The 21,964-nt window shown below is 61.8% G+C and carries 19 protein-coding genes and 1 pseudogene; 7 read left to right on the top strand and 13 right to left on the bottom strand.

Translation table 11 applies throughout. From position 1 onward, the window contains the following. Nucleotides 1–183 precede the first annotated feature (183 nt). The 3 genes from K1X80_RS22385 to K1X80_RS22375 form a co-directional block, all read right to left on the bottom strand. Entirely contained in the window at nt 184–1,518 is a 1,335-nt protein-coding gene (locus tag K1X80_RS22385) for a sigma-54 dependent transcriptional regulator (RefSeq protein ID WP_220172512.1), read from the bottom strand. Then, entirely contained in the window at nt 1,512–3,278 is a 1,767-nt protein-coding gene (locus K1X80_RS22380) for an ATP-binding protein (RefSeq protein ID WP_057958664.1), read from the bottom strand. The genes K1X80_RS22385 and K1X80_RS22380 overlap by 7 nt, the downstream gene beginning before the upstream one ends. A gap of 221 nt (nt 3,279–3,499) precedes the next feature. Next, on the bottom strand, nt 3,500–5,023 hold the full coding sequence (locus K1X80_RS22375; protein ID WP_057960547.1) for a fumarate hydratase: 1,524 nt from the start codon (nt 5,021–5,023) through the stop codon (nt 3,500–3,502). Between the two features lie 248 nt (nt 5,024–5,271). On the opposite strand from K1X80_RS22375, the gene K1X80_RS22370 reads away from it, so the two are divergent. After that, complete coding sequence (locus tag K1X80_RS22370; protein WP_120734030.1) at nt 5,272–6,204, top strand: iron-sulfur-binding ferredoxin reductase; 933 nt, start codon at nt 5,272–5,274, stop codon at nt 6,202–6,204. A 28-nt stretch (nt 6,205–6,232) separates the two neighbouring features. Next, on the top strand, nt 6,233–6,982 hold the full coding sequence (locus K1X80_RS22365; RefSeq protein ID WP_057960545.1) for an enoyl-CoA hydratase: 750 nt from the start codon (nt 6,233–6,235) through the stop codon (nt 6,980–6,982). A 179-nt stretch (nt 6,983–7,161) separates the two neighbouring features. Here K1X80_RS22365 and pyk read toward each other — a convergent pair whose 3' ends face one another. Continuing rightward, the gene (gene pyk / locus K1X80_RS22360) at nt 7,162–8,613 is read right to left on the bottom strand and encodes a pyruvate kinase (protein ID WP_029295454.1); all 1,452 of its coding nucleotides are present in this window, start codon (nt 8,611–8,613) and stop codon (nt 7,162–7,164) included. 175 nt (nt 8,614–8,788) lie between these two features. On the opposite strand from pyk, the gene K1X80_RS22355 reads away from it, so the two are divergent. Both K1X80_RS22355 and K1X80_RS22350 read left to right on the top strand, forming a co-directional pair. Continuing rightward, entirely contained in the window at nt 8,789–9,163 is a 375-nt protein-coding gene (locus K1X80_RS22355) for a hypothetical protein (protein WP_057440129.1), read from the top strand. Nucleotides 9,164–9,396: 233 nt separating this feature from the next. After that, nucleotides 9,397–9,756: a PilZ domain-containing protein gene (locus K1X80_RS22350; protein WP_057960549.1), complete on the top strand. Its 360-nt coding sequence runs from the start codon at nt 9,397–9,399 to the stop codon at nt 9,754–9,756. A 13-nt stretch (nt 9,757–9,769) separates the two neighbouring features. Here K1X80_RS22350 and K1X80_RS22345 read toward each other — a convergent pair whose 3' ends face one another. Genes K1X80_RS22345 through K1X80_RS22320 form a run of 6 tightly spaced genes read right to left on the bottom strand, consistent with a single transcriptional unit; the run spans nt 9,770 to nt 16,434 of the window. Then, complete coding sequence (locus K1X80_RS22345) at nt 9,770–11,101, bottom strand: DUF58 domain-containing protein (RefSeq protein ID WP_057960544.1); 1,332 nt, start codon at nt 11,099–11,101, stop codon at nt 9,770–9,772. Between the two features lie 7 nt (nt 11,102–11,108). Further along, on the bottom strand, nt 11,109–12,101 hold the full coding sequence (locus K1X80_RS22340) for a MoxR family ATPase (protein WP_128593427.1): 993 nt from the start codon (nt 12,099–12,101) through the stop codon (nt 11,109–11,111). Next, nucleotides 12,098–13,255 carry a DUF4350 domain-containing protein gene (locus K1X80_RS22335; protein WP_186625480.1) on the bottom strand — a complete coding sequence of 386 codons (1,158 nt, stop codon included), beginning with the start codon at nt 13,253–13,255 and terminating at the stop codon, nt 12,098–12,100. Before K1X80_RS22335 ends, K1X80_RS22340 begins: the two co-directional genes overlap by 4 nt. Beyond that, a complete protein-coding gene (locus K1X80_RS22330; protein ID WP_057960541.1) occupies nt 13,252–14,778 on the bottom strand; it encodes a DUF4129 domain-containing protein in 1,527 nt (508 codons plus the stop codon). Before K1X80_RS22330 ends, K1X80_RS22335 begins: the two co-directional genes overlap by 4 nt. Beyond that, nucleotides 14,765–15,745 carry a stage II sporulation protein M gene (locus tag K1X80_RS22325; protein WP_057960548.1) on the bottom strand — a complete coding sequence of 327 codons (981 nt, stop codon included), beginning with the start codon at nt 15,743–15,745 and terminating at the stop codon, nt 14,765–14,767. The genes K1X80_RS22330 and K1X80_RS22325 overlap by 14 nt, the downstream gene beginning before the upstream one ends. Beyond that, a complete protein-coding gene (locus tag K1X80_RS22320; RefSeq protein ID WP_057960540.1) occupies nt 15,742–16,434 on the bottom strand; it encodes an RDD family protein in 693 nt (230 codons plus the stop codon). Before K1X80_RS22320 ends, K1X80_RS22325 begins: the two co-directional genes overlap by 4 nt. Before the next feature lie 210 nt (nt 16,435–16,644). Between K1X80_RS22320 and sbcB the strand changes: the two genes are divergently transcribed. Beyond that, nucleotides 16,645–18,072, top strand: coding sequence for an exodeoxyribonuclease I (sbcB, locus tag K1X80_RS22315; RefSeq protein WP_220172511.1), 1,428 nt, complete (start codon nt 16,645–16,647; stop codon nt 18,070–18,072). An 89-nt stretch (nt 18,073–18,161) separates the two neighbouring features. Here the strand turns inward: sbcB and mvaT are convergent, their stop codons facing one another. After that, on the bottom strand, nt 18,162–18,536 hold the full coding sequence (mvaT, locus tag K1X80_RS22310; RefSeq protein ID WP_057440135.1) for a histone-like nucleoid-structuring protein MvaT: 375 nt from the start codon (nt 18,534–18,536) through the stop codon (nt 18,162–18,164). Nucleotides 18,537–18,885: 349 nt separating this feature from the next. Between mvaT and purU the strand changes: the two genes are divergently transcribed. After that, nucleotides 18,886–19,734, top strand: a complete 849-nt coding sequence (gene purU / locus K1X80_RS22305; protein ID WP_029295472.1) for a formyltetrahydrofolate deformylase — start codon at nt 18,886–18,888, stop codon at nt 19,732–19,734. A gap of 86 nt (nt 19,735–19,820) precedes the next feature. Next, nucleotides 19,821–20,018: a hypothetical protein gene (locus K1X80_RS22300; protein WP_057960537.1), complete on the top strand. Its 198-nt coding sequence runs from the start codon at nt 19,821–19,823 to the stop codon at nt 20,016–20,018. Between the two features lie 24 nt (nt 20,019–20,042). Here the strand turns inward: K1X80_RS22300 and K1X80_RS28645 are convergent, their stop codons facing one another. Together K1X80_RS28645 and K1X80_RS28640 are read right to left on the bottom strand one after the other, a co-directional pair. Then, on the bottom strand, nt 20,043–20,807 hold the full coding sequence (locus tag K1X80_RS28645; RefSeq protein ID WP_370694606.1) for a methyl-accepting chemotaxis protein: 765 nt from the start codon (nt 20,805–20,807) through the stop codon (nt 20,043–20,045). A 93-nt stretch (nt 20,808–20,900) separates the two neighbouring features. After that, a pseudogene (locus tag K1X80_RS28640) lies at nt 20,901–21,932 on the bottom strand (cache domain-containing protein); the annotation flags it as partial. Nucleotides 21,933–21,964 lie beyond the last annotated feature (32 nt).

The raw sequence follows: 21,964 nt of genomic DNA, 5'->3' as shown, positions 1-21,964 counted from the left end.
CCCGATCTAGAAGGGTTGGGGGATTATTTTGAGCGGAAAGTCGCTGATCATTTTTTGTTGATGAGCGGAAATCCGCTTATGGCGGCTGTCCTCATCGCAGGCAAGCCAGCTCCCACATTCTGATTTGCGAATACATTCAAGTGTGGGAGCTGGCTTGCCTGCGATGAGGCCCTCAGGGGGCCCTCAATCCATCGACAAAAACATTTCCCGGGTCAGCCCATGGCGCTGCATCTTTTCATTGAAGGTCCGCCGTGGCAGTTGCAGTTCGGCCAGAACCGCCTTGATATCGCCCTTATGCCGAGTCAGCGCGGCTTTCAGGCAATGGGCCTCGAATGCCTCCTGCTGCGCCGCCAGGGATTGCCCGACCTCGATACCTTCCGGCTCCGGCTCGCCCAGGCCCAGCACCTGGCGTTCGGCGACGTTGGCCAGTTCGCGCACGTTGCCCGGCCAGTCATGGCTCAGCAACTGCCCCAGTTGCGGCCCGTTGAGGGGCACGGTCTCGCGGCCCAGGCGTTCGGCGGCTATCTGGGTAAAGTGGTCGAACAGCAGTGGGATATCTTCGCGGCGTTCGCGTAACGGTGGCAGGCGCAGTTGTGCCACCGTCAGGCGGTAGGCCAGGTCTTCACGAAAACGCCCGGCGCGGGCTTCGTCCAACAGGTCGGGCTTGGTGGCCGCAATGATGCGCAAGTCGACCTTGATGCTCTGGTTGGAACCCAGACGCTCCAGTTTCTGTTCCTGCAACACCCGCAGCAGCTTCACCTGCTGGGCCAGGGGCATGCTTTCGATTTCGTCGAGAAACAACGTGCCGCCGTTGGCGTACTCCAGCTTGCCGATGCGCTTGCCCTGGGCGCCGGTGAAGGCGCCGCTTTCATGGCCGAACAGTTCGGCTTCAAACAGTTGCTCGGGAATCGCCGCACAGTTGAGCGCGACAAATGGCTTCTTTGCCCGGGGCCCGAAGTCATGCAGGCAACGGGCGACGAGTTCCTTGCCGCTGCCGGTCTCGCCGCGGATCAGCACATTGACCGGCAAACCGGCCAAGTCCAGCACCTGGCGCCGCAGGTTCTGCAGGCTGCGCGACACCCCCAACAGGGTCGACTCCAACTGGGCGCGATGATCGGCCTGTTGGTGCAGGCGGCGGTTTTCCAGGATCAGTCCGCGTTTGTCCAGGGCCCGGCGCAGGCTGGCGAGCAGGGCGTCGGGGCTGAAGGGTTTCTCGAGGAAGTCGTAGGCGCCGTCGCGCATGGCTTCGACGGCCATCGGCACGTCGCCATGGCCGGTCAGCAGGATCACTGGCAAATCGGTATCGCGCCGTTGCACCTCGGCCAGCAGCTCCAGGCCGCTGAGGCCCGGCATGCGCACGTCGCTGAGAATCACCCCGGGGAAATCCCTGGGCAGCTTGGCCAGGCAGTCCTCGGCACGGCTGAACAACTGCACCTCGAACCCGGAGAGGCTCAGCCACTGTTCCACGGCCGTGCGGATGCTGGCCTCGTCATCGACCACGATCACCGCGTTCAGCATAGGTCTGGCGCCTCCAGCGCGATGGGCAGGATCAGGGTGAAGACGGCGCCGTCTCCCTGGTTGGCAGCAATCAGGCGCCCCCCCAGTTCATGCACGATAGCGTACGACACCGCCAGCCCAAGTCCGAGCCCGTCCCCCACTGGCTTGGTGGTGAAAAACGGGTCGAACACATTGTTCAGGTGTTCCTCGGCAATCCCACCGCCGCTGTCGCTGACGCTCAGGTGCCACAGTTGTTGATCGGCATGCAGGCGGATTTCCAGGCGCTTGCGTGGCTTGTTGGCCATGGCGTCCAGGGCATTGCGCAGCAGGTTGATCAGTACTTGTTCCAGGCGAATGGCATCGCCGCGCACCCAGGCCGGGCGGGTCAGGTCGAGCACGGTGCCGATGGCTTCGTCCCGCAGGCGTGCGTCGAGCAACTGCAGGGACTGGTCGACCACGGTCGCCAGGTCCAGGCGTTCGCGCAGGCCACTGGGGCTTTTGCGGGCGAAGGTCTTGAGGTGGCCGGTGAGGGCGGCCATGCGGGTGAGCATGTCGTCCAACGGCGTCAGGGCCTGGTAGGCGTCGTCGATACGCCCGTGGTCGAGCAGCAGGCGCAAGGTGGCCAGTTGCATGCGCTGGGCAGTCAGTGGCTGGTTGATTTCATGGGCCAGGGCCGCGGACATCTGTCCCAGCGCCGCCAGCTTGGCCGATTGCACCAGGCCATCCTGGGCGGTGCGCAAGGCACGGGTGCGTTCTTCCACCAGGCTCTCAAGCTCTGCGCGGCTGCGCTGGCGCAAGCGAGCGAGGCGCCAGCGCTGGCTGAGGAACAGCACCAGGAACACCAGGGTCAACCACAGGCCAGCGGCGGCGAGGCCGGCGTTACGTTGGTCTTCAAAGGCGACCTGGGGTTTGCGCAGCAGGTGCAGGGTCCAGCCTTCGGCTTTGAGAGGCAGGGATTCCCAGATGTAGTTGGCATTGCCTTCGGGCCCGGCGACGCGCATCAAGTGACTGTTTTCGTCAAAGCGCTGCAAAGTCTGGGTGTCCAGGGGCTGCAGTTGTTTTTTATCGTATTGGCGCGTGGCTTTGAGCTCGGCCAGATCGTTGGCCGACAGCGGGCGCAGGTTGCGGTAACGCCATCCGGGTTTATTGGCGATAAACACAATGCCCCGGGCATCGCTGACCAATAGCAGGTCGTCGCCCTGGGCCCATTCGCGCTCCAGTTCCGGGAACTCCAGTTTCACCACCATGGCGCCGAGAAACTGCTCCTGCTCATCCAGCACTGCGCTGGACAGGAAATACCCCGGAATCCCGGTGGTCACCCCCACCGCATAAAAGCGCCCGGTGCCCTGGCTGCGGGTCTGGCTGAAATACGGGCGAAACGCATAGTTGTGGCCGACATAGCTACTGGGCAACCGCCAGTTGCTGGCCGCCACGGCCAGGCCGGTGCGGTCCATCAGCTCCAGGGTCGACGACTGCGCGGCACCGTTGATGCGTTCCAGTTTGTGGTTGAGCACGTCCTGGGTCGCCGGATCCAGCGGGCCTTGCAAGGCGCGGATCATTTCCGAATCCAGGGCCAGTACGGCGGGCAGGGCGCGGTAACGTTCAATCAGGGTGTGCAGGGAGTTGGCGTACAGCGCCAGTTGCTGATTGGCACGGCCGGCATCGTCCACCAGGGACTGGCGTTCGGCCTGGCGCATGGCAAGAGCGGCGGCCAAAACGGCACCGGCGATAATCAGCAGGGAGTAGAAGGTCAGACGCAATGGGCGAGGGATCGCGATCATACGAGAATGAACAGCTGCAGTAGGGGGCGAGCACCATACCATGCAGCAGGACGAGCGCAGTACTTGTGGGAGCGGGCTTGCCCGCGATTGCATCGACGCGTTCTGCAGCCAGACCGCAGTGCCTGCATCGCGGGCAAGCCCGCTCCCACAAAATCGTCGGTCATAAAAAAGGCGACTGCGGCATGGAGCCACAGTCGCCTTTTATCCTTGCGGGGAGGTGCTTACTGCACCTCTACCGCCAGGCTCTCACTGATCTTTTTCTGCCAGATGGCAGGACCGGTGATGTGTACCGACTCGCCCTTGCTGTCGACCGCAACAGTGACCGGCATGTCCTTGACGTCGAACTCGTAGATCGCTTCCATGCCCAGTTCGGCGAAAGCGACCACGCGCGACTTCTTGATGGCTTGCGCCACCAGGTAAGCAGCGCCGCCGACGGCCATCAGGTACACGGCCTTGTGGTCCTTGATCGCTTCGATGGCGGTCGGGCCGCGCTCGGATTTGCCGATCATGCCCAGCAGGCCGGTTTGTTCGAGGATCTGGCGGGTGAACTTGTCCATCCGCGTGGCGGTGGTCGGGCCAGCCGGGCCAACCACTTCTTCGCGCACCGGATCTACCGGGCCGACGTAGTAGATAAAGCGACCCTTGAGGTCCACCGGCAGGGTTTCACCCTTGTTCAGCATCTCGACCATGCGCTTGTGCGCCGCGTCGCGACCGGTGAGCATCTTGCCGTTGAGCAGGACGGTTTCGCCCGGCTTCCAGCTTTGCACGTCTTCCGGGGTCAGGGTGTCGAGGTTGACGCGACGGGCCGACGGGCCGGCTTCCCAGACGATTTCCGGGTACGCGTCCAGCGGTGGCGCTTCCAGCGAGGCCGGGCCGGAGCCGTCGAGCACGAAGTGCGCGTGACGGGTGGCGGCGCAGTTGGGGATCATGCACACCGGCAACGAGGCGGCGTGGGTCGGGTAGTCCATGATCTTCACGTCGAGCACGGTGGTCAGGCCACCCAGGCCCTGGGCGCCGATCCCCAGTTGGTTGACCTTCTCGAACAGCTCCAGGCGCATCTCTTCGATACGGTTGGACGGGCCGCGCTTTTTCAGCTCGTGGATGTCGATGGATTCCATCAACACCTCCTTGGCCATCACTGCGGCTTTCTCGGCGGTGCCGCCGATGCCGATGCCGAGCATGCCCGGTGGGCACCAGCCGGCGCCCATGGTCGGAACGGTCTTGAGCACCCAGTCGACAATCGAGTCGGACGGGTTGAGCATGGCCATTTTCGACTTGTTCTCGGAACCACCGCCTTTGGCGGCCACGTCCACTTCCACGGTGTTACCCGGGACGATGGAGTAGTGGATCACGGCCGGGGTGTTGTCCTTGGTGTTTTTGCGCGCACCGGCCGGGTCGGCGAGGATCGAGGCGCGCAGGACGTTTTCCGGCAGGTTGTAGGCGCGACGCACGCCTTCGTTGATCATGTCGTCCAGGCCCATGGTGGCGCCATCCCAACGCACATCCATGCCCACGCGTACGAACACGGTGACGATCCCGGTGTCCTGGCAGATCGGGCGGTGGCCGGTGGCACACATGCGCGAGTTGATCAGGATCTGCGCCATGGAGTCACGGGCTGCCGGCGATTCTTCGCGCAGGTAGGCCTCGTGCATCGCCTGGATGAAGTCAACGGGGTGGTAGTAGGAAATGAATTGCAGGGCGTCGGCAACGCTCTGAATCAGGTCGTCTTGCTTGATCACGGTCATGAGTCGCGCTCCTCTATAAGGGAACATTCAATAAAGGTGGCTTCAGATGGGTGCATCGGTCGCTGAAGCCACCTTTTCCAAGGCACGCCGGGTAGTGCTGGCGCGACGCTAAAAAGGCGCGGCAGTATAACCCGGCGCGATGGCCGATACACCCGACGATGGTCAAACGCTGCCGACCACCCTCCTGGAGGAGCCGACGCCTGCAAAAAGCAGTTACAGTGATCGCACATTTTGATGCGAGGCCTTTCATGCCTGAACTGCACGTCGGCGAACGCCGCTGGTCGGTCTCCACCGGCAGCAATCTGCTGGATGCCTTGAACCAGGCCGGTGTGGCTGTGCCCTACAGTTGTCGCGCGGGCAGTTGCCATGCGTGTTTGGTGCGCTGCCAGGGCGAGGTTGACGACAAGCAGCCCGATGCCCTGAACCCGGCACAACGCCAGGACGGTTGGCGTCTGGCCTGCCAGTGCCAGGTCGTGGGCGATGTACAGGTCGAGACCTTTGACCCCTTGCGCGACGGCGCGGCGGCAACGGTGCTGAGCGCCGACTGGCTGAACCCGACAGTGTTGCGCCTGCGCCTGCAAGCGGAACGTGGGTTGCGCTACCGGGCCGGCCAGCACCTGGTGTTGTGGGCGGGCACGGTGGCGCGGCCGTATTCCCTGGCCAGCCTGCCCGAGGAAGATCCGTTCCTGGAGTTCCACCTCGATTGCCGCCTGCCCGGCGAATTCAGCGACCTTGCGCGGCAGTTACAGGCCGGCGATCCATTGCGCCTGGGCGAGTTGCGCGGCGGCGCGTTGCACTACGATCCGGACTGGCAATCCCGGCCGCTGTGGCTGCTGGCATCCGGCACCGGAATGGGCCCGTTGTGGGGCGTGTTGCGTGAGGCGTTGCGCCAGGATCACCAGGGCGCCATTCGCGTGATTCACCTGGCCCATGATGCTGATAGCCATTATCTGGCCGAGCCCCTGAGGCAACTGGCCGCGAGCCATCCCAGCCTCAGTGTGGAGCTGTGGACGGCGGCGCAGTTGACCGAGGCTTTGGCGCAACTGCGGCTTGTTTCCCGGCAAACCCTGGCCTTACTCTGCGGGCACCCCAGCAGTGTCGAGGCCTTTTCCAAGCGCCTGTTCCTGGCTGGCTTGCCGCGCAATCAACTGCTGGCCGATGTGTTCCTGCCCCGTGGTTGAGCGCTGATGTCTATCTGCGAGACTCACCATGACCGACGCCATCCTGCTGCACCGTGACCGTGGGCTGCTGATCCTGCAGCTCAATCGCCCCGACAAGAAAAATGCCCTGACCCGCGCCATGTACAGCCAATTGGCGGCGGCGCTGGAGCAGGCCGATGCCGACACGACGGTCAATGCCGTGCTGATCCAGGGCAGCAGCGACTGCTTTACCGCCGGCAACGACATCGGCGACTTCCTTGAGCAGCCGCCCACAGACCTGGACAGCCCACCCTTTCATTTCATGCAAAGCCTGCTCAACTGCCGTAAACCGGTGATTGCCGGCGTGGCCGGGGCGGCGGTGGGCATTGGCACCACGCTGCTGCTGCATTGCGACCTGGTGTATGTCAGTCGCGATGCCCGGTTGCGCATGCCATTCGTCAACCTGGGGCTGTGCCCTGAGTTTGGCTCCAGCCTGATCCTGCCGCGCTTGCTGGGGCACGCGAAAGCCGCCGAGTTGCTGCTGCTGGGCGAAGGGTTCAGTGGAGAGCAGGCTGCGCAGTGGGGGATCGCCACCGAAGCGTTGGGCAGCGGCGAAGCGGCCCTGGCCAAGGCGCGGGAAGTCGGCGGGCGCTTTGAGACCCTGGCGCCGGGGGCGGTGCAGGTGACCAAGCAATTGATGAAGAGCGTCGACCGCGAGCAATTGCGCCAGGTGATCGAGGAGGAGGGTGCATTGTTTACCCAGCGCTTGAGGTCGCCGGAGGCGATTGCGGCGTTGTCTGGGTTTATTGCCCGGCGCTGAAATCCAAGTGGTTGGACTGGCGTTATCGCGGGCAAGCCCGCTCCCACACTTGAAATGCGCTCCAATGTGGGAGCGGGCTTGCCCGCGATAACGCCAGTCCAGTCACCACAGCAGCGTGACTTGAAATGCAAAAGGCCCTGTCACTCACGTGCCAGGGCCTTTGCTTTTCAGCGGGTCACTCAGACCATTGGATCGCCAACGTGCAGGATCTTCATGCCGTTGGTGCCACCGATGGTGTGGTAGCTGTCGCCCTTGGTCAGGATCACCCAATCGCCTTTCTCGACTACGCCACGCTTGAGCAGTTCGTCGATGGCAGCCTGGCTGACTTGCTCAGGCGGCAGCGACGCCGGGTCGAACGGTACGGTGTAGACGCCACGGAACATGGCCGCACGGGCCTGGGTTTCGCGGTGCGGGGAGAACGCGTAGATCGGGATCGAGGAACGGATACGCGACATGATCAACGGCGTGTAGCCACTTTCGGTCAGGGCGATGATCGCCTTCACACCCGGGAAGTGGTTGGCGGTGTACATGGCGGCCAGGGCGATGCTCTGGTCGCAGCTTTCGAACACTTTGCCGATGCGGTGGCTGGAGGTTTTGCTGGTCGGGTGTTTTTCAGCGCCGACGCAGATACGCGCCATGGCCTGGACTGCTTCCAGCGGGTACGGGCCGGCAGCACTTTCCGCCGAGAGCATCACGGCGTCGGTGTAGTCGAGCACGGCGTTGGCCACGTCGGACACTTCGGCACGGGTCGGCATCGGGTTCTGGATCATCGACTCCATCATCTGGGTCGCGACGATCACCGCTTTATTGTGGCGGCGTGCGTGCAGGATGATTTTCTTCTGGATGCCGATCAGTTCTGCGTCACCGATTTCTACACCGAGGTCGCCACGGGCAACCATCACTGCATCGGACGCCTTGATCAGGCCGTCGAGGGTTTCGTCGTCGGCCACGGCTTCGGCGCGCTCGATCTTCGCCACCAGCCAGGCGGTACCGCCGGCTTCGTCGCGCAGTTGGCGGGCGTACTCCATGTCGGCAGCGTCACGCGGGAAGGATACGGCGAGGTAGTCCACTTCCATTTCGGCGGCGAGCTTGATGTCAGCCTTGTCTTTTTCGGTCAGGGCCGGTGCAGTCAGGCCACCACCGCGACGGTTGATGCCTTTGTGGTCGGACAGCGGGCCGCCGATGATCACGGTGCAGTTGAGCTCGGTGACGGTGGCGGTGTCGACACGCATGACCACGCGGCCATCGTCCAGCAGCAGTTCGTCGCCGACGCCGCAGTCTTTGACCAGGTCCGGGTAGTCGATACCCACGACCTGCTGGTTGCCTTCGGTCAGCGGATGGCTGGTTGAGAAGGTGAATTTGTCACCAATCTTCAGCTCGATGCGCTTGTTGGCGAATTTGGCGATACGGATCTTCGGCCCTTGCAGGTCACCCAGCAGCGCGACGAAGCGGCCATGCTTGGCGGCGAGGTCACGTACCAGCTTGGCGCGAGCCTTGTGCTCGTCCGGGGTGCCGTGGGAGAAGTTCAGACGGGCAACGTCCAGGCCAGCCAGAATCAGCTGTTCGAGGACTTCCGGCGAGTTACTGGCCGGGCCAAGGGTGGCGACGATTTTGGTACGACGGACGGACATGCACGGACTCCTGAGTTCTAGCGCTGGGGAAGGCTACTATGCTCTTTGGCTGTAGTCATTGTTCGTTTGCACTACTTATTGTCGATTCGCTTGTTTTCACGCGATGACGCCAGACGAACAACCTTGAAGATTTTCGCCCAAGGGTCGATACACTGCTCAAGACAGGAGAACACCCATGCGAGTTTTGATCATTGCAGCCCTGGCCGTCAGTGTTGTCGGCTGTACCCGTTGGTCGATGGACCATCATTTGAACAATGCCTACCGGGCCTACAATGTAGGCGACTGCGAACGGGTCACCCTGGAATTGTCCCAGGTCGACCGTCAAAGCCGGTCCCGGCGCTACGTGCAGCCGGAGGTCTCGATGCTGCGTGGGCAGTGCCTGGAACGGCAGAAGTTGTTCGTGGATGCCGTGCAGACCTATCAGTTCATCATCAGCCAATATCCGTCGAGCGAATACGCATTCCGTGCCCGCGCACGCCTGGATACCCTGCAACAACTGGGGCATTACCCCGGTGCAAGCACTGCCCGCGCACGGCCAGCCGCCTTGTGATGACATTTGTAATTTGACAGCTGGCCTCTTGCCGGAGTTGGGCTATTCTTCGAATGTCTGTTTGTACAACTTTCAATCCAAATAGATGTAGCCCCTGATTCGATGGCGTTTAAGCGACAGGGCAAAGGCTGCTGTTGTAGCGAAATCCGGGGGAGAGCGGGGTGCTGCTGGCAGCGCTCCGGTCCGAATCACAGGAACGGCCAGAATCATGGCCATTGGACGGCGATCTCATCATGTTTACCGACCGAAGGATTGAGCGACACCAGTTGCCCTGTTTTTTACAGGTGTTCAACCGCCACACGGATAAACCCATCGGTTACTTGGGTAACATCTCCAGCGAGGGGCTGATGTTGGTCAGCCGATTACCCATGATGGTCAACGCGGATTTTGAGCTGCGCTTGAAGATCCCCGGACCTGAGGGGGATGTGCATGCCATTGACTTCACTGCCACCTGCCTGTGGAGTCGTGAGGATATCAACCCCCAGCATTACGATTCGGGGTTCACCCTGCTGCAGGCCCCCGACGAGTACGGGCAATTGATTGCCGCGCTGTTGCAGTACTTCAGCTTTGATCCCTTGCAGGCTTCGGCCTAGCGTCATGCGCCACTCATAGCACGCCGGCCTTTTTCCAGCCCAGGTAACGGGTTACCAGGTCTGCGCCGAGGTCCGAGGGTCGGGCGTCCAATACCGCCAGGCCCTGCGCCTTCATGCGGTCATGCAATTCTTCCCGGGCATTGAGGTAGTCGACGCTGCCACAGTAGGCCAGCGCTTCCGGCAAGGTTTGCACAGGCGCCTGGTGCACTTGATCCAGCACTTCTTCGCGCAGGCTCGCGACCAATACCCGGTGCTGGCGGCTGATGCGCTTGACGGCGGTCAGCAGATCCTCGTCGTCCTCATCACGCAGGTTGGTCACGACAATCACCAAGGCCCGGCGTTTCTGGCGGGCCAGCAGTTGGTTGGCCGCAGCCTGGTAGTCGGCCGCGCGCCGGGTGGTGTCCAGGTCGTATACCGCGTTGAGCAACTGGTTCAACTGGCCGCTGCCCTTGACGGGTGCCAGGTAGCGCGGCTGGTCGCAGGCGAAGGTGCACAAGCCCACGGCATCGCCCTGGCGCAGGGCCACATAGCTGAGCAGCAGGCACGCGTTGAGAGCGTGGTCGAAATGCGCCAGCTCGTTGTCCTGGCTGCGCATCCGCCGGCCGCAGTCGAGCATGAACACAATCTGCTGGTCGCGCTCATCCTGATATTCCCGGGCAATCGGCGTGCGTTGCCGGGCCGTGGCCTTCCAGTCGATCTGGCGCAGGCTGTCACCCTCGCGAAATTCCCGCAACTGGTGAAACTCCAGGCCCAGGCCGCGACGCTGGCGCTGGCGTACACCCAGTTGGCTGAGCCAGTTGTCTACCGCCAGTAATTGCGCGCCGTACAGTCGGGCAAAATCCGGATAGACCCGGGTGGCATCCTTGACCGGCACCTGGCGCTTGGCAGTCCACAGCCCCAGGAGGCTGGGGAGGTGCACCTCACAGCGCTCAAAACTGAAATGCCCACGGCTCAAGGGGCGCAGGCGGTAGCCCAGTTCGCTCTGTTCCCCGGGGCGCAGGGTGATGGACTGGGGCAGGTTTTGCACGCTCAAACCATCCGGTACGTGATCAAACACCTCCAGGACCAACGGCTGTGGATAGTCATGTTCCAGGGTGATCCGCACCTCGCTCCAACGCCCCAGCGCCAGGCTGCCCGGCATCTGCCGGCGCAGGCGTGGCGAGGGGCGGCGTTTCAGCCGGCCAGCATCGAGCAAGGCCAGCAAGAGCAGCGCCAGGAGCAGGCCCCAGGCGATGGAATGCAGAGCGGCCGGCACGTTGAGTTGCAGGGCCACGGCCGTCCCGAGGGCGATGTTCAGGCCCAGCAACACGGCAAGCCAGGCCAGCAACAGGCGAGTCGGTCTCATGGGCATGTCACTGGCGTGGTGCCGGCACTTGGTCGAGTAACTGGGTCAGCACCTGATCCACCTCCAGGCCTTCGATATCCAGCTCCGGGGCGATGCGTACCCGATGGCGCAACACTGCCAGCGCACAGCTCTTGATGTCGTCCGGCGTGACGAACTCGCCACCTCGCAGCAGGGCGCGAGCACGGGCACCCCGCACCAGGGCGATGGACGCACGCGGGCCCGCGCCCAGGGCCAGACCGGGCCAGGTGCGGGTGGTACGAGCCAGGCGCACGGCGTAGTCGAGTACCTGTTCATCCAGGGCCAGCTCACTGGCGACCTGCTGCAACAGCAACACGTCAGCGGCTTGCAGCACGGTGCGCAGTGGTTGCACGTCGAGCATGTCGGCGCGCGATGAACGGGTCACTTCACGCACCATATCCACCTCTTGCTGCGCCTCGGGGTAGTCCATGCACACCTTGAGCATGAACCTGTCGAGTTCGGCCTCCGGTAGTGGATAAGTGCCTTCCTGTTCGATGGGGTTCTGGGTGGCCAGCACCATAAAGGGCTGGCCGATAGGCAGGGCTTCGCCTTCGAGGGTGACCTGGCGTTCCTGCATGGCTTCGAGCAGGGCGGCCTGGGTTTTTGCCGGGGCCCGGTTGATCTCGTCCGCCAGCAGCAAGTGGGTGAACAACGGCCCCTTGCGCAGTTTGAACTGCTCGGTGTGCAGGTCGTACACGGCATGCCCGGTTACATCACTGGGCATCAGGTCCGGGGTGAACTGGATACGCGCGAAGTCGCCGTCAAAGCAGCGGGCCAGGGCCCGTACCAGCAGGGTCTTGCCCAGGCCGGGAACCCCTTCGAGCAACACGTGGCCGCCGGCGATCAATGCGGTCAGCACATCATCAATCACCCCATCCTGGCCAATCACGGCCTTGCGCAACTCGGTGCGCAGCGCCTGGGCCAACTGGGTGGCCCGACCGGTGTCGAGGGTGTTGGGTGAATCCACTGGAGAGTCGCTCATAGGGCATTCCTGAGGGTTTGCAGGCAGGCCACCTGGCGGCTGAAGTCGGCGCTGGAAAGCCGCTTTGCCGGGAGTGGGCCCAGGGCCTGGCTGATAATGGATGGCGGTTGGCGAGTCAGGCGTTCAAGGGCTTGCCATTGCCCGGCAGTGTCCAACTGTTCGAAGCCGGGGTGGCGGCGGCGGGCGGTGCGCAGGATGTCCCGCTGCAGGGCGTGCAACAGGCTGTTTTGCCCACTGCGGCGCAGCAGGAAATCGGCACTGGCATTCAAGTGTTCCAGCAGTTGCCGGCGTGCCTTGGGCGCGGGTGCCTGGATGGGCCCCTGGCGTACGCCGGCGCGCCACAACCCCAGCACAATCAAGGCGGCGAGTGCCAACAGGGCCTGGGGGAAGTAACGCAGCAACAGGCTGAACAGGTTCTCGACATCCGTGTTGGACAGTAGGGTGACATTGCTGCCCTGGGTCAGGTACCAGAGCAGCCAGGCATTATCGTGCAGGCCTATATCCGGGGTTTTCCACAGTTCGCTGTCGGTGATCACTGTCACACGGCCCTGCCCGAGATCGAGTTGCATCAGGTGGCTGGACTTGGCGCTGTTGGCCGAAAACTGGGCCAGGTGCCTGGGGTCGATCAAGGTGAAGTCGGTGTCGAAACTGAAGAAGGCCGGTGCGGTTTCATTATCGACATACAGGCGTGTCAGGTCCGGCTTCTTGCCCTTGCGAGGTGGGACTGGCTGGTCGAAGTCATCGCTGAAGGCCTGGCGCAACTGCAGGCGATCGAGCAGCAGGTCGCCGCTGTCCTGGGTTTCTTCATCCCATATAGCTTCGGCCACCAGCAGCAGGTGGCCGCCGGCCTGGGTCCACTCCAGCAACTGGTCAACCTGGCGCGGGGTCATGTTGCTGCGTTCGCTGAGCAACAACAGGCTGCCGCCCTTGGTGGGCAGGGTAGCCAGGCGTTCCAGGCTGTTGGCGTGCTCAACGGCTATGCCTTGCTGGCGTAGGAAATGCTCCGCCGCCAGGTAGGGATTAGCCTGGGCTTCGGGTGATGGCCCGCGCTCGACCACTTCCCCGTAAGGGATCGCCTTGTGCCAGGCGTAGAAGCCCCCCGCCGTCAGCAGGCAGGCCAGGATCAGCGCGAGCCAGATCAGTGGCCGGTTCATCCCGTGGCCTCGCTGTCGAACAGCGCGCGCCAGTGGGCGCACAGTTGTTGTTGGGCCAGGGCAGGCGGTACGCGATGGCCATAGGCGAGGTTTTGCCAGTGGCGGGTCAGGTCGTCGCTGAATGCCAGCAATTGCGGCTGTTGCAAGTGACGCACGCGCTCCAGGACCTGGCCTTCGGTATCGGCGTTTTTCAGGGGCAGGTTGAAGTCATGCAACAGGCGGCTAAGCAGGCCGCGATAGAGCAGGCCAAGCGCTTCACGGGGCTGCGAGGCCCACAGTTGCTCGGCGGTACCGGCGATGTCATCGGGTAATGTTTCCACGCCCATGTCCAGGCCGAACAGTTGTGACGGCACTGGCTGGTCAACGGTGCGGGGGGCGCGGCGATGGCTGACAAAGGCGTGCAGCCAATCACGATAGCGCCAGGCCACCAAGGCAATGCCGGCGATCAGCAGGCTCCACAACAGCACCTCCATGACCAGGGCCAGGGACTTGAAGGTGTCGCTGTTGAGGTTGTCGAGCAAGGATTTAAGCCAGGCAGGCAACCGGGCATCCCCTGTGGGCTTTGGTTTGTCGATGGTCTTGTCTTCGCCGAAACGGTAGCGGGTCACGGATTCCGGATTCTTGAACGGGGGCTCTTCCAGCAGGCGCTTGATCGCCTGGCTGGCGGCTGGCGTACTCAAGGGTTGTGCAGCCACGGGTTGATCGGCCATGGCCTGGGGTGTTGGCGGGAGCAGCAGCAGGCCGACAGCCAGCAGCAGGACGGCCACCGTTGACCCCAGGCGCTGGCGCAGACGGCGGAACACCAACTCCAGGTCCCAGGCTTCGAGCACGGTACGCCGGTTCAGGTAGAGGCTGAACCCGCAGGCCACATAGATCGGCTCCCAGAGCACCAGGACCAGGGCGTACAAGGCATTGGTCAGGTGTTCCAGCCAGAGCCAGTCCTGGCTGCTGGCCAGCGCCAGTTGTTGCCAGTCCCAGTCGAGCTCTACCTGTTGTGGCAGGAACAGGTAGAACAGCGCCATCAAGCCAATCCACAGTGCTGTTTCCAGGTGAATACCGATCAGCGTCAGCCAGCGCGCTGCACCGGCATTGCGCTGTTGCAGCACCCCCAGCCGTTGTTGGCGGGCCAGGCCGCCGAGGCCTTCGAGTTGCACCACGGGCATGACGAAGCTGCGACTGAGGCTCAAGCGTCTCCAGGTCAGGCTGGCCAGCAGTTGACCTTTGAGCAGGCGGGGCCATTGGCGCAGCGCCTGCTTGAGGGTAGGCGTTTCGCCAAACAGTGCTGTGGACAGGATATACAGCGGCAGGCGCTCAAAGGCCGGTTTCAACCACCAGAACACCAGTACAGCAACAGATGGGTAGTCCCACAGCGCAAGGCTGATCAGGATAAAGATCGGCAGGCTGACCAAGGCCCAACTGCTCATCAAGAGCACGCGGTGCTTGCGGGCCAGCAATACCCCCAGGTCCATGGCTTCCCACGTAGTGCGGGGGCGGATTACCACGCTGGCGTCACTCAGGCGCATGACGACCCCTGCCGGCAAACAGCAGATAGGCGAGCACCATCGCCCAGAGCGCGGCGCCCACCAGGTACTTGCCCCAAGGTTCCACGGCGGTGGTGGAGGACCAATAGGCCTCTATAAAGGCCGCGATCAGCAGGAATAAAATCACGCCGCAGATCATTTTCACGCTTTTGCGGGCTGCCAGGCGCAGTGCTTCACCCCGGGGCAATGCTCCCGGCGCGATCAAGGCCCAGCCCAGTTGCAGGCCGGCCGCGCCGGCCAGGGCGATGGCCGTCAGTTCAAAGGCGCCGTGGCCGATGACAAAGGACCAGAAGGTCTGCCCATAGCCGATTTCGGTCAGGTGACCGGCGATGGCGCCGATCATCAGGCCATTGAAAAACAGGAAAAACACGCTGCCCAGGCCAAACAGCAGGCCGCCGGCAAAGGTCTGGAACGCGATGCCGATGTTATGCATGACGTAGTAGCCGAACATCATCCAGTCTTCGCTCGACGCCCGTGCGGCTGCGCGGCCCAGGCGACTGGCATCGGGGTCGTACATCTCCTGCATCTCGGACACTTGCGGGGCACTGACGATGGTGTAGATCAGTTCGGGGAACAGGTAGACCAGCAGCGCAATGCCGATCAGGCTGCCAAAGAACAGCAGGCTGGCGACCAGCACGAAGCGCCATTGCTCGCGAACCGTGCGGGGGAAATCCGCCAGCAGGAAGCCCAGCACCTTGGCCCCGAGCTGGCTGCGATGGCGATACAACTGTTGATGGCCGCGCAAGGCCAACTGTTGCAGCGGGTCTATCAGGTAGCTGCTATAGCCCCGCTCCTGCGCCAGTGCCAGATGTTGGCACAGGCGTCGGTAATCTTGAGGGAAACGCGTCAGGTCCTCGGCCTTTGCCTTGCCTTGTTCAAGCAGGGCCAACTGGCTGGCAAATGCCTGCCAGTGCGGCTGGTGACGGGTTTCGAACAGGCTTTGCTTCATGTCGGCCCCAACAGGCCGCGGGCCACGCCATTGAGCTGTTCCACGGCGCGCGCGGGGGAGACCTGCAGGGGCGTGGCCAGAATCGCCGCCAGCTCGTGGGTCCGTTCGGCGGACAGCTCACCCTGGCGCTCGGCAAAACCCAGGATCGCACGTTGCTCGTCCAGCTCGAGGGCAAAGGGCAGGCGCAATGCCGGGGCCTGGGGCAGGAGGGGGCGGGCCAGGGGCTGTTCGCGATAGATCACCAGGGTACCGGCCGCAATGTCGCCCAGGCGTTTGAAGTGGGGATGTTGCAGGCAACTGATGGCCCCGAGGAAATAGCCGAACGGCAACATATCGACAAACCGCAGCAGGTTGCGGATCAGGGATGCGGACCAGCCAATGGGCGTGCCGTCATCCTGTACCACGCGCAGGCCCATGATCTGTTTGCCCGGTGAACTGCCCTGGTTGAGCACTTCGAACAGCACCATGTACCACCAACTGACGAGGAACAGCAGGATCGAGCCCAGGCCGATGCCCAGGTTGCCGAGAAACGCCAGGGCGATGAACAGGACACCGAGGATCAGGCCGCGCAGGCCCAGGTCGAAGCCGAATGCCAGTGCCCGGGGCATCAGCCCGGCGGGGCGCAAGGGCAGGTCGATGCCTTCCGGGGTCTCGATCTGATAGCGGGTGTCCAATGGTGCGGTGGGCATTGCATTCCCTGGCAGTGCGGTGTGGCTGGGCATGGGCAACCTCGTCGGGCAGCCGGCAATTCGAGAGGCCGATGCTAGCAGTGTCGCGGACGGAAGTAACACCTGAAAATGCGCCAAGGTTTCACTGAATGTTTATCCAGTGCACACGGCGCTGGCCCCGGGCGGCGTCCAGCGCCTAGACTTTGTCGGTCTTCAGCACAGGAATAGCCCGTGACCTCGATCTTCTGGTACGACTATGAAACCACCGGCATCAACCCGCGCAGCGACCGTGCGCTGCAGGTTGCCGGGATTCGCACCGACCATGACCTCAATGAGGTCGGGCCGCCGGTCAATCTCTATTGCCAGCCCAGCGACGATATCCTGCCGCACCCGGCCGCGTGCATGATCACGGGCATTACCCCCGGCCAACTGGCGGAAAAGGGTCTGGCCGAAGCCGACTTCATGACGCGGGTGCATGCCGAGCTGGCCGCCCCCGGCACCTGTGGTGCGGGTTACAACACCCTGCGTTTCGATGACGAAATGACCCGCTACAGTTTGTATCGCAATTTTTTCGACCCTTACGCACGGGAATGGCAGAGCGGGAACAGCCGCTGGGACTTGATCGACGTGATGCGCACGGCCTATGCCCTGCGTCCCGACGGCATTGTCTGGCCCGAGCAGGACGGACGCGTGACCCTCAAGCTGGAGCGCCTGACGGCGGCCAATGGAATTGACCATGGCCAGGCTCACGAGGCTTTGGCTGACGTGCGGGCCACCATCGCCCTGGCGCGGTTGGTCCGGGAAAAACAACCCAAGTTGTACGATTGGTTGTTTCAACTGCGCAGCAAGCAGCGGGTCATGGATCAAATCCGCCTGTTGCAGCCCATGGTGCATATTTCCGGGCGCTTTTCCGCTGAGCGCCATTACCTGGGGGTGGTCCTGCCCCTGGCGTGGCATCCGCGCAATCGCAACGCGTTGATTGTCTGCGACCTGGGGCTCGACCCACAGGCGCTGCTGGACCTGGATGCCGAAACCCTGCGCCAGCGCTTGTATACCCGGCGCGATCAATTGGCGGAGGGTGAGTTGCCGGTGCCGCTCAAACTCATTCACATCAATCGTTGTCCGGTCGTCGCGCCGCTGAATGTGTTGCGGGCGCAAGACCAGCAGCGATTGAACCTGGACATGCGTGAATATCAGGCCCGGGCACTGCGGCTAACTGACGCACAGGAACTTTGGCGGGATAAATTGCCGGCGATTTATGCCGAGGACGATTTCGCCGCAAGCGCCGACCCGGAGCAACAGCTCTACGATGGTTTTATTGGTGATCGGGATCGACGTTTATGTGAGCAAGTCCGCACTGCTGAACCCGAGCAACTAGCACGCCAGCAGTGGCCTTTTGATGATCATCGTTTGCCGGAATTATTATTTCGCTATCGTGCCCGCAACTTTGCGCACACCTTGGACAGTGAAGAGCAACAACGCTGGAAACTCTTCTGTCAGCAACGCTTGTCAGATGCGGATTACGGCGCGCCAAATACCCTTGAGAGTTTCAATAAGGCCAGGCTTGAATTGGACGCTAGTGCTACATCGTTTCAGCGTCAGGTGCTGGATGAGTGGCAGGAATATGCTGACGCTTTAAGCCAGCGCCTGGGCCTGTAATCGACGTTTGATAAAAAGTGGGCAATAAAAAACGCCAGCGAACTGGCGTTTTTTATTGTGTCGCGAATCAGGTGACGATCTGGCGAACCTTAGTCCAGCAGGGTAGCCCAGCCTTCAACCACGTCACCGCCCCACTTGGCTTTCCACTCTTTCAGAGTCTTGTGGTTGCCACCTTTGGTTTCAATCACTTCGCCGTTGTGCGGGTTTTTGTATTGCTTGACCTTGCGCGCGCGCTTGGTACCGGTAACTTTCACGGCGGCGCGTGGTGCTTTAACTTTCGATTCCGGATCCAGCAGCGCGATGATGTCACGCAGGGATTTGGAGTATTCACCCATCAGGGTGCGCAATTTGCCTTCGAATTCCAGCTCGGTTTGCAGTTTGTCGTCTTGGGACAGATTCTTCAAACGTTCTTGCAGCTCTTTGATAGCGGATTCGGTGGCACGGTATTCGTTGATCAGGGACATGAGGACTACCTTATACGGGACGCTGAGGGACAGGGATAGTGGCCTAATAATAGTCAGACAGTTTGCCCAAGTAAACATTTAAGCTCGGTTTTATGTGATTTACTTTGGTTGTTTGTAGCGAAAGGCTCGGAGTGCATTATTTAGTGCGTCCAGCCGGCTAAAGATAATCTCATTAGATCTCGGCTAATTGCGGTAACAGATGCTTGTACTGACATAGTGCCCAGGTAAAAACCATACGCTGTTTAGGGCCGCCGCAAGGAATCGCGCGAATAAGCGCTGAGGAGTACTGCAGTTTTTCTACGGTGTCGCTAGAATGGCGGCCTTTGCGAAGTTCTGGAGTTTGCCCCTAATGCGCACTTTTCGTCTGGTGATTGCTTGCCCGGATCGGGTTGGTATCGTCGCTAAAGTCAGTAACTTTCTGGCCTCCCACAATGGCTGGATCACCGAAGCGAGTCATCACTCGGACAATCTCAGTGGTTGGTTTTTCATGCGCCACGAAATTCGCGCGGACACCCTGCCGTTTGGCCTTGAAGCGTTTCGCGAGGCGTTTGCGCCCATCGCCGAAGAGTTTTCGATGACCTGGCGTATTACCGACACCGAGCAGAAAAAACGCGTGGTGCTGATGGCCAGCCGCGAATCCCACTGTCTGGCGGACTTGCTGCACCGCTGGCACAGCGATGAACTGGATTGTGAGATCGCCTGTGTGATTTCCAACCACGACGACCTGCGCAGCATGGTGGAGTGGCATGGCATTCCGTACTACCACGTCCCGGTCGACTCGCAGAACAAACAGCCGGCCTTCACCGAAGTCTCGCGTCTGGTCGAGCAGCATCAAGCGGACGTTGTAGTCCTGGCGCGCTATATGCAAATCCTGCCGCCGGAACTGTGCCGCGAATACGCAGGCAAGGTAATCAACATTCACCACAGCTTCCTGCCGTCCTTTGTCGGGGCCAAGCCGTATCACCAGGCGTCGCTGCGTGGCGTGAAGCTGATTGGTGCAACCTGCCACTACGTCACCGAAGAGCTGGACGCAGGTCCCATCATCGAGCAGGACGTGGTCCGCGTCAGCCACAGCGACAGCATTGAAGACATGGTGCGTTTCGGCCGCGACGTCGAGAAGATGGTCCTGGCCCGTGGCCTGCGCTATCACCTGGAAGACCGCGTGCTGGTGCACGGCAACAAGACCGTGGTGTTCTGATCGACTGTTTTGGGTTGAAGCAAAAAGGGCCTGGGCGTTAAATCACCCAGGCCCTTTTTATTAGTGTCAGTTGCGAGGATCGAACCATGAATGATCCCCTGGATAAAGCCACGTCCAAGGCGCCCGCCACCTTGGGGGAGGGCTGTTTGAGCCGCTATGACCCGGATGCCCTGGATGCCGAGGACGGCACGGATTTCCCCGATGCCGCCCGGTTGTGGGAGCAGTTGCAGGAAGAGTCAGGGCCGCACGACAAGCCCGGCCCTGACAAAAACAACGCTGGCTGAATGTAGGCGCTGCTGTGTTGAGGTCTAGATGCGGAAGCTCCCCACCAATTGTTTCAAGCGCGCCGCTTGCTGCTCCAGATCGGAGCAGGCGCGCAAGGTGGACTGCAGGTTTTCCACACCCTCCTGATTGAGCGTGTTGATCTCGGTGATGTCGATATTGATCGACTCCACCACCGAGGTCTGCTCTTCCGTCGCGGTAGCCACTGATTGGTTCATGCCGTCGATTTCACCGATGCGCTGGGTCACGCTGCTCAGGCGCTCGCCTGCCAGGTTGGCGATTTCCACGCTTTCGAGGCTGTGGCGCTGGCTTTCGCTCATGGTGCTGACCGAATCCCGGGCGCCGACCTGCAGCTCCTCGATCATCTTTTGCACCTGTTGCGCCGATTCCTGCGTGCGGTGGGCCAGGTTGCGCACCTCGTCGGCCACCACCGCAAACCCGCGTCCGGCTTCCCCGGCTCGCGCAGCTTCAATGGCTGCGTTGAGTGCCAGGAGGTTGGTTTGCTGGGAAATACTGGTGATCACTTCGAGGATCTGGCCGATATTCACGGTCTTGCTGTTAAGTGCCTCGATATTGCTGCTGGAGGCACTGATCATCTCGGACAGTTGCGTCATGGCCTTGATATTGCGCTCCACCACTTGCTGGCCATCTTCGGCCAGATGGCGTGCGTCGCTGGCCTGGTTCGAGGCCTGGGCGGCGTTGCGGGCAATTTCCTGGGCAGCGGCACCCAACTGGTTGATCGCTGCCGCGACACTGTTGGTGCGGTTGGCCTGTTCGTCGGAGTTGACCATCGACGAGTTGGAGGCGCTTACCACGCGCAGGGCCACTTCATTGACCTGGCCGGTGGCGGAGGACACTTCGCGAATCGAAGTATGAATCCGCTCCACAAAGCGGTTGAAGGCTTTGCCCAGAATGCCGAATTCGTCGTGGTTCTGGATCGTCAGGCGGCGCGTCAGGTCACCTTCGCCATCGGCGATGTCTTCCATGGCCCGGGTCATGACATGCAGCGGTTGCATCAGCACGCGGATCAGCATGCCCAGCAGCGCGATGATGATTGCCACGGCAATCACCGTGGCAATAATGGCCGAGGTGCGGAATTCGCTGAGCATTGCGAAGGATTTGTCTTTATCTACCGACAGACCGATATACCAGTTCACTGACGGCAAACCCTTGATCGGGGCGAAAGTGACGATACGGGTTTTGCCCTCGACCTCGATTTCGCTGAAGTCGGCACTGATCTTGACGGTCTGGTTCGGGTACGCCTCGCCCAGGGTCTTCATCACCAGGTTTTTTTCCGGGTGCACCAGGATCTTGCCGTCGGCACTGACCAGGAACGCGTAGCCCATGCCGCCGAAGTCCAGCGCGCCGATATTGTCCACCAGGGTTTGCAGGCTCAGGTCACCGCCGACCACGCCGACGCTTTGCCCGGCCTTGCTGCTGGGGGTGGCGATGGAAATGATCAACTGGCCGGTGGCGGCGTCGATATAGGGCTCGGTCAGGGTCGAGCCATTGCTGCTCTGGGCACCCTTGTACCAGGGGCGCACGCGTGGATCGAAGCCGTCGGGCATCTTGGCATCGGGGCGAATGGTGAAGCCGCCTTTGCTATCGCCCAGATAGGTTGCCATGAACGAAGATGTCAGGGCTTTCTGCTCTAGCAGGCTGGCGATGACGCTCGGCTCGGGGTTGATGGCGATGTTCTGGGCGGCGTTTTCCACCAGCACAATACGTCCGGCCAACCAGCTCTGGATATTGCTGGCGGTGACATCCCCCATTTCGTGTAGGTAGCTGTCGAGGTCATTGCGAATCGCGTTGCGTTGCAGGTAGTCGTTGTACAGCGTAAACAACGCAAATGCGGCAATGACGATAAGGGCGGCTGCAAGCAGGATTTTGTGGCTGAAGCGCAGATTTTTATTCATGGCTCGTCGTGTCCGCTAGTGTCTTAATGTCC

It is taken from the genome of Pseudomonas sp. So3.2b (genome assembly GCF_019464415.1).
GTDB lineage: Bacteria > Pseudomonadota > Gammaproteobacteria > Pseudomonadales > Pseudomonadaceae > Aquipseudomonas > Aquipseudomonas shahriarae.
Note: the sequence above shows the minus strand (reverse complement) of the source record. Positions and strands in the feature narration are given on the sequence as shown.